The sequence below is a fragment of the bacterium genome (assembly GCA_016708025.1).
Lineage (GTDB): Bacteria > Zixibacteria > MSB-5A5 > GN15 > FEB-12 > FEB-12.
This window is the reverse complement of record JADJGQ010000005.1, coordinates 217,015-225,301: the sequence shown is the minus strand read 5'-3', so window position 1 is coordinate 225,301 and position 8,287 is coordinate 217,015. Positions and strand designations below refer to the sequence as shown.

General features: G+C 50.5%; 5 protein-coding genes. 2 read left to right on the top strand and 3 right to left on the bottom strand.

Features of this window, described 5'->3' with window-relative positions; translation table 11 throughout:
- Positions 1 to 368 precede the first annotated feature (368 nt).
- Positions 369 to 539: a helix-turn-helix transcriptional regulator gene (locus IPH75_16055; GenBank protein MBK7143576.1), complete on the top strand. Its 171-nt coding sequence runs from the start codon at positions 369 to 371 to the stop codon at positions 537 to 539.
- A 400-nt stretch (positions 540 to 939) separates the two neighbouring features.
- Here IPH75_16055 and IPH75_16050 read toward each other — a convergent pair whose 3' ends face one another.
- From IPH75_16050 to IPH75_16040, 3 genes are all read right to left on the bottom strand, one after another.
- Positions 940 to 3,915 carry a tetratricopeptide repeat protein gene (locus IPH75_16050; protein ID MBK7143575.1) on the bottom strand — a complete coding sequence of 992 codons (2,976 nt, stop codon included), beginning with the start codon at positions 3,913 to 3,915 and terminating at the stop codon, positions 940 to 942.
- A 113-nt stretch (positions 3,916 to 4,028) separates the two neighbouring features.
- On the bottom strand, positions 4,029 to 4,403 hold the full coding sequence (locus IPH75_16045) for a cupin domain-containing protein (protein ID MBK7143574.1): 375 nt from the start codon (positions 4,401 to 4,403) through the stop codon (positions 4,029 to 4,031).
- Positions 4,404 to 4,405: 2 nt separating this feature from the next.
- Positions 4,406 to 5,125, bottom strand: coding sequence for a class I SAM-dependent methyltransferase (locus IPH75_16040; protein ID MBK7143573.1), 720 nt, complete (start codon positions 5,123 to 5,125; stop codon positions 4,406 to 4,408).
- A 1,645-nt stretch (positions 5,126 to 6,770) separates the two neighbouring features.
- Here IPH75_16040 and IPH75_16035 point away from each other — a divergent pair.
- Complete coding sequence (locus IPH75_16035) at positions 6,771 to 7,388, top strand: hypothetical protein (GenBank protein MBK7143572.1); 618 nt, start codon at positions 6,771 to 6,773, stop codon at positions 7,386 to 7,388.
- The last annotated feature ends 899 nt before the right edge of the window (positions 7,389 to 8,287 follow it).

The window sequence follows — 8,287 nt, the reverse complement described above, 5'->3', positions numbered from 1 at the left end:
TCTCTGGCTGTAGCTATGATCAAATTGTCTATAGAGCGTCCTATCATTGTAACGATTCTATACCTTGTTTTGTCACTTACCCAAAGACTGCCAGGAGTGTGTTGCTACGAATGCGAGTTCTCATGTTTGCCGGAACACATTCACTCACCTATTTCCCTGATGGCGATTGCTATTTGGATTCAGTAGTCGTAGATCACAGTAAGTTCCTACGCGACACCATACTCGAGGTTCCGATGAGCTTGCATCAGTCCGGGACGCTGATTCCTACACTTGTTGGCGGCCCGTGAGAAGAATTGAGTAGTTAGAATCTGGTTCAGCTCTAGGGCGTAGGCACCACAGCGTACGGCATGTAGAACGGATACCACCACCTGACCCGCCGAGAACTCGCTGCCCAGATCGGCTGCGCTGCGCGGACCGTGGCCCGCTGGGAGAATGGACACTTCTGGCCCCGGCATCGGCTCGCCGGTCGCGTGCACGCAGTAACTGGGCTTGCCGCAGCAGCCTGGGGTGGAGCCGTGCAACCGCCCGTTGCTCCTTGAGTTGCTCTGCGTGGTACAAACGTTTTTCTCGGACGCTGGCTGCGTCATGCTTGGCTTCCTCTCGTATGCGTGTAAGCGTCTGTGTGAAGGTGGGTGCACTCAGGTGCTCCTGGTAGAACGTTCGAACATCCTTGACTAGGGTGAGACAGCTCGATTCGTTCTCACAACTCCGCCCGACGCGCGTTCGCGCATCGGAGCTTCGCCGTTCTTATGAAGCCTCGCTTAACCCCACGCGCCCGTGAAGGGCGCGTCCTCCATCGATTGGTTGGCGGACGAGGAGAGGGGAGCGGGGGCGTAAGCCCTTCTCTCTTTTTTCGTGTTCGGTGAAAAGCTGATGTACTCAAGTGCCACATTCTTGTTCGGATGCACTCAAGTGGAGATATCTAAGCTCCAAATTAGGCTACGTAGAACGTTGCGATTCCAGCTTCGTGATACATCGTTCGCACAGAGACACTAATGTACCATCAGAATCGGAAAGGTCTTGCTCTACCTGCCCCTGTATTTCCCTTTTGTGGCAGCCGCTACTCTTCCAATAAGTGGAAGTCTGACGTATTAGCTCAATAGCCCCCGCAAGGGTAATACTGTCAGTCCAGCTGCTAACTATCTCTAAGAAGTCTGTAGCCAGCTGATGCACGAGATAGATGTTGTAGTCTAAGGCGCTTGTGAACCCTGACGTAAAAAGCTCTGCGGCTCTTGTAAGGTCCTTGTTCTCGAGGGCATGCGTACCTTCAATTATGCGGAGCTCGGCGATCAGATGTGGGTATTTGTATCGGCGCGCGAGCCGAGCTGCTTCCGTAACCATGGCATTCAAGCGGTTCGTCTGTTCCATGGCCCGAAGACAACCCGCCATCCTGACCCGTGCCTGTACCCGATGGAAATGCGACGAAGATTTGTCTGCCAGGCGTCCAGCAGCCTCGTACTCCGTTAGTGCGGCATCGAATCGTCCCTGCCTGAACCGGAGGTCGCCCAAATAGACGGAGGTTACGGCAACCCCTCGCGTATAATCCTGGGCGCGCTTCATTTCGCGACTGAGGACTAGATGCTGTTCAGCTTCTTCCAAGCGACCGAGTTGACAGCAGACCGAACCTAGGCTACCCAGGAGCGCTGCGATTTCGCGCTTGGAGTCCATTTTCCGGTGCATAGCAAGGGCATCTCGGTAGCATCCCTCTGCTTTCAGCCACTCACGCTTAAGTCTTGCGACGTTACCAAGAAACAACATTGCATTGGCTCGGCAGTATTCCACTCCAAGGACTTCCATTCTGGCTAAAGCCTCCTTCAGCACCAACTCCGCTTTCTTCCACTCGCCTGAGTGAGCATACACTCGCCCGAGCTGTACAAAGACGGTAGCGGTACCATAATCATCCTTTTTCTCCTCGAAGATCTTGAGGCTGTCTTCAAGGCTCTCAATGGCCAGTTGCGTCTTCCCCCATAGACGGTAGATGTCGCCCAAGCTCTTAAGAGCCCACGCTTCGCCAAGCGCATCCTGGTTCGAACGGCACAATTCTAAATTCTCGTGAGCTTTAGCCTTTGCTCGGCTGTACTTTCCGATTATGGCATACCCCTCGCTGAGTTTACTGAGTGTCTGCCCTAAACCGAATAGGCCGGCAGTTGCCTGCACACTGCGATGAAGCTGACTGGATTCCTCAAACAGACTAACCGCCCTGGTATAGCTCCCTTGACCAATCAACAAATCTCCCAACGTTTCGAGGATAAGACATCGTAGCAGCGCATCCGGGCCTGGAGCGGTCTCCAACTCAAAGAGCAGTTTCTTCGCCGATTCCCACTCGCCTCGATTCATCAGGCGAAATGCCTTACAATATGAACTCCATCGTTGATTGACCCTTCTGTGAAACTCGAAGTCAGCCACTTCGCTCAAAAGGGCATCGCGGAGATCGAATTGCTGTACCACATCCAGCTGTTTCAAAAGGCTTCGGCACGCTTCGATGCCCCGATCTTCATCGGCGCGCAGTCCGTGATAGAGATACTCGACTGCATCTCTCTTGAGCAGCAGTTTTGATTCAGGTTGAGAAAGGCGCTCCTTGTAGTAGCGGCACAACCGATCGTTTAAATCCTTAAAAGTAGTGAGCTTATTCGCACGAAGCTGTAGCACCAAGAAACTTCTGACTATATCGTGAAAGGCCAAGCTGCCATCGCTCAGGACTCTCACAAAGCTGTATTTTCTCAGGTCGTCGTAAATAGCGTCCTTTTCAAAATCCGTGTAGATGCTTTTCACTAGATCCAAGTCAAACCGTCGGGCAACAGTGCAAAGATCGAGCAATGTTTCCATTGCCGATCCCTTGATCTGGCTTATGAGCCTGCTAACAACCCGGTGACCGACGGTATAGATGTGGGGGTCGTCTTCAATGGTTTCCGCCGAGAGTTCGCCGCCGGTTCGGTTGATGTCCGTGAGCAGGGCCAAAGCCCACGGTAGACGCTCAGTGTAGGACAGAATCTTGTCCACTAGGCCGGGGTCGTGGATTCCGGCGTTGCGAAGATACGCGGTCGCCTCGGGTACAGTGAACTTGAGAAGCTCTTTTTCTATCATTACTGTCCCGTAGCGTTGCCAATTCGGGCTCTTTTCAATCAATCGATCTCGCCCAGCGATGACAACAAGAACCTGTGCCGACAAACGGGGGATAAGCAGTTCTCGGACCCATTCGTCAAGGCCAGGTGTCATGTCTTCGTAAGTATCGAGCATCAGTACTACTTTTCCGGCGTCCAGGGCAACGCCGTTGGCCGCATCGACAAACGTATTGGTGAGCTCGCCGACCAGATCAACGAAGAACCGGGCATCATCTCTGCTCAGGCCATGGGCTACCAGTCGAGATATAGCGCCCTGACCCCACGACTGCATGGCAGCCTTGCCGGCAGCGGCACCAAGAACGAGCCCTCCATATGCTCCTACCGGACCCAGGAGAGCCCCAAGCGCGCCACCAACAAGGCCAGATGCTCCCGCAACAACTCCGTCCGTGGATGCGCCAGCCACCAGCGGGTGGCTAGCAGCGAAATTCTTGGCGACTTGCGCCTCCAACTTTGCCAGCCGATCGAGACAACCGTCGAAGGGTTTAAACGCGAAATTTGCCGCCTCAGATCGGCCAACCAGCTGGTCTCGCATGGTTTGGAGAATTGCTCGAAAATCCGGGCCCTGTGCGCGGAAGTCTGAATATGCCGCAGGCACATTATTCTCAGAGCAGACTCGCATGAATTCGCCCAGCAGAGACGACTTGCCAACTCCTCCAAGACCGAACAAATTCAGAAGTGGTCGCTGTAACGCTTCTTCCTGCAAGAGTATGGTAAATATTGTCAGCTCGGCTTCACGCCCCACAAAGGAAGCTTGCTCATGTTCCTGAACCAATTCGGCAATGGTTTTCATCATTTGGTCCCATGCTTGTCCTAGTTTTACATGCGACTAACTGCACAGTAGCGAAATGTAGGCAACTTTTCGGTCTGGCAGTGCTCGAGACCTGAACTCGAACGTGTCAAGCGCGTTCAGCACTCCACACAGGGCAAATCGCGCAATTTCCGTTCCGGGCCCTGTGGAGAGAAGAAGTAGAGTTGTTCTAGCTTTATCGAACCCTTGTTCGCATGGTAATGCTCGACGCCTGCCGGGATTAGAATGGCATCGCCTGGCTGCAGCGTGTATTCCTTAGATTTAGTTACGATACGCCCTTCTCCAGATAGAATATAGATGACCTCTTCGACATCTCGCGTATGCGCCGTCGTTTTGCTTCCTGGTTCAAATGAAACCCAACCCATGGCAAAGTGCTTAGCAGCATTAAGTCCATCGAAAATGATTCGCAATTCCGACCCTGCATCCAGTTGACGTAATGCAGGTTCTGCATTTCTAATGACTTGTGGTTCCATACTTAAGACTCCTTTCTAATGAGCCAGTGTGTATATTGTGCAAATAGATTTGGTGTGACAGCTATACCGAACCGCAATAGCGCCCGTCCAAACGGAGTATACTTGCGTGGGTTCTTCAGATCTCCCTGTTTCCGTATAACTGTGAGGTGCGCCAGGCTTTTGAGCACGCGTTCTTCGAACTCATTCTTGTAGTTGTAAAACTGAAGATGCATTCCTTCACCCGGATTCACATGGAGAAAGTCCTTGGACGTTCTTCCAAGCACAAACCAGACGCGATTCCAGAAGTATGCCACATTTGGAAGGGACACAGCCATCAGGCCGCCTGGTTTGAGGACTCTCCGGGTCTCAGCTAAGGCATGGAGCGGATCCATGATGTGCTCGAGGGTACAGGCAAGCACGGCATAGTCAAAGGTATTATCCACGAATGGAAAGCGATCTCCGGACATATCGCAGTACGCGGTCATGATACCACGCTGTGATGCCAAATCCAACGCGTAGTCACTGATATCTATCCCATGAACTTGACAGTGCAGGTCGCGTATAAGAACCTGGCCAAGAATGCCGTCGCCGCATCCAACGTCGAGAACTTTACCATTGACTGGCGCATATTTCTTTGCAAAGTCCCATCGGCTTCTCCATCGTGAGCTAAGCTCTTGGTACTGAGGCTGGCTGAGCTTTGTCTTCCATTCTTCCGTATAGTACTGTTTGAAATCCACCGCCACGGTCAATCCTCCTTCGGTGACGCTGCTTCCTCGGGACGGGTCTTGTCACAACCTTCACCGGTTCTTCGATCCGTTAGCCGACACGCATTTGGTAATGATACTCCATCGGGGGTCGAATATTCACGTCCATTTTTTTGAATGAGTCTGGATCACGCTGTGGTTTTGACCCACAGACGCATATAGACGACTTAACTCAAGACAAAGACAGGCGACGGATTGGAGCATATAGAGCAAGTGACCATGGGCTCCCCCTATCCTGCTGCTTGTTATAATAGTCAGAGTGAACCATGATGTCAATAAAGCTTCTGTTGAAAGTTGTTCGTCAAAGCGGTTCTGTGCAGCCAAAGTATCCTCTACACGAAGGGCTCTTATGCACCTGAACCTGAACGAGTTGTCTTTGCGCTGGTGTTTTTCTTGGATTCGACCTGGAGAAGACAAGGAGGAGAGTGCCGCTGGATCCGTAGGGCGTGACAGCCAGCTGTCAACCGCGTAACGGGAAGCCCTCCAGTCAGCTAACATATGATGACCTCTTTAAGGGATTCACTGTGAGGTGCGCCCTTATACTTAGCAGGAAGTCTGAGACTCCCTCGGGTGATGCCACAATAATCAGAACTGCGATGGCAATCAAGTAAAGGACAATGTTTTTCACAGGTACCTCCTTTCCGTACCTAGGGTGCATTAATTTATCATATTGTAGCCTAGTCGGCTCGAGAAAAGTATACACCTAGGCAAGAACAGATTACAAGGTACACCCGTATAGCAAAAAAATGGGCGGAGTGTCTCATGACACAACCGCCCTTGCTTCAGTTATCATCATCGTGATGATGAAGCCTTTGGTCGCCATCGCTGGGCTCATGGCGGAAACGAGTGCCGTCACTGCCACCCCCGCGAATTCTCAGGGAGCCGTTGATGCCGCCACCAGAGAAGTAGTTTCCACCTTCTCCTCTGATTTTGGTAGGCTCGTCAGGATCACGGGTTCTGGAGTTGTACATAGACACCTCCGGTAAAATGTTCGTTGCTGTTGCGTTATTGCAACATTAAAATCCTAGCACCGCTAACCTTGAGGATCAAGACCCTTTGCAGATTCACTAAACTGATTATTTGTATTATCCACAAGTTATAGCCTATCTCGACAACTTTTCCTCCCTCCTCATTTCCTCTATTTACGTCTATACTTCTTCTTGTGGGGTAGGGGAGTAAATTCCAATTTATGGCCAAATTTCTGACATAAAGTTCGAACGTCCTTCACTAGGGAGTGATTCCCGCAAGACGTCTGTCAAGAAACAGGCGTGTTTTGATAGGAAATCAGCATGGTTCGAACATCCTTCACTACACCCGGGGGAAGTGGAAATCTCAGAAGATAGTGACCGATTGAATCGATATTTACAAGCGTTTTGTCTGCTAATTGCGGGTTCGAACCCGCATTGACAGACAATCTATTTAGCAATAAGCTACCTTGATATTTTGTTCCTTACAAACTTCCGCCTATTGGGCGGACAAGCCAAGATCACTCCTTTATTTGAGAGCAGCCTTTTGGCATGACCTAAAATAGGTCTCCAGAGGGCTGTTCTCAGAATCGGTAAGCCTTAAGTCGTACCACAAGGGTCGCGATATGAGGTATGCCAAACATAAAGGAGTGTCTAACATGGCACGTTACAAAAGCGAGCTTTTAAGCGCAATGGGTTCTGGCTTTGAAATCCTCAAGGCCATCACTGACGCTGTTATCGAACGCGGCGGGACTGACGACGACGTTCGTCGAGTTCTGAAAGACAAGCATCTCAAAAATGCTATAGCCGAAATACTTGTCGCCGATCAGAAGTTCTTCACCTTCATCGTCGACTTCGACGACCCGAAGTGGAAAGAGTTTCCGTTTAATGGAAATTATGCTGGTCTCAATGTGAACCTAAAAGCTGAACACTTTCCCGTTCGATACAGTGGCAAAGCTGAAGTGACGGTTGAGCTCGTGCGGCATGATGAGGGTTATTCCTTCGAACAGCACTTTGCCGCTATCAAGAAGGAAAACGCCCTTAAAATCGACCGCGCCATTTCAGAGACGTTTCATGCACTGTTTCCCGATGAGCGGAAAAAAGGCCGGATCGTTTCCCCGTGTGGCAATAAGCTCGAGATTGACGGTAATCAGAACCTCGCGTATGTCCTTGCTACCCATAACGGCGTCTCTCTGTACTTCTACTGGATCGACCTTAGGTGGCATGAGAGCCATCAGTTCCTCGTACTCCGCAGTATCAAGCCCTTGTCTGCTTGATTAGTTGGCACTTGATTTATGCCCTTGGTATTTCCCTCTGCGTGAGCTCGGCTCATGCAGAGGGATTTTTTATCCCCTGTCATGTAATTAAAGAGGGGGAACAGATGATTTTGTTTGCGTGTTGAATTGGTAAAAAATGGGCGGCGTGTCTCATGACACAACCGCCCTTGCTTCAATCAACATCTTCAGGATGATGAAGCTTTTGGCCCTGGTCTTCGGAGCCGAGATACTTGGACATCTCAACCTCCATTTGTAGGGTCGCGCAGTGGCGAGCCGTTTTCGAGGGGATCCTTGATCGGTGCATCGCCGGTCGACGGGTACAGATGTCGTTTCATCAGCACCTCCATTAATGGACATTGTTGCGTAATTGCAACGTTCTAACCCTAGCACTACCGAGTCTTGAGATCAAGATCGCAGCAGAGTAATTCAGCAAGGTCTTGTATTATCCACAAGTAGTAGCCTATCCCGACAACTTTTCCTCCCTCCTCATTTCTTCTATTTCCGTCTATACTTCTTCTTGCGGGATAGGGGAGTAAATTCCAATTTATGTGCGAATTTCTGACACAAAGTTCGAACGTCCTTCACTAGGGAGTGGTTTGCACAAAAGCTCACTGTTTTAAGTGGTTTTTTGTGCTTATATGAGCGAAAAAATGCGGGTTCGAACGGAGTCGTTTGATGTCTTTGCGTATCAAGCTCTTCTCTTATTCGCTCGGAGCGGTTCATGGGCTTGTATACGTAGGATTTTGTTCAAAAGCGTGAGGTTCGAACCGACCTGCCGCAAAATAGTTCTTCGCCTTATGGGTAAGGCTTTCTCGAATGCATTAGCCGCAGAACAAGTAAATTTGAAAGCTTAGCAGCGAGATCAACGCCATCAACTGAACTTCGTTGCAGTTGTTCTT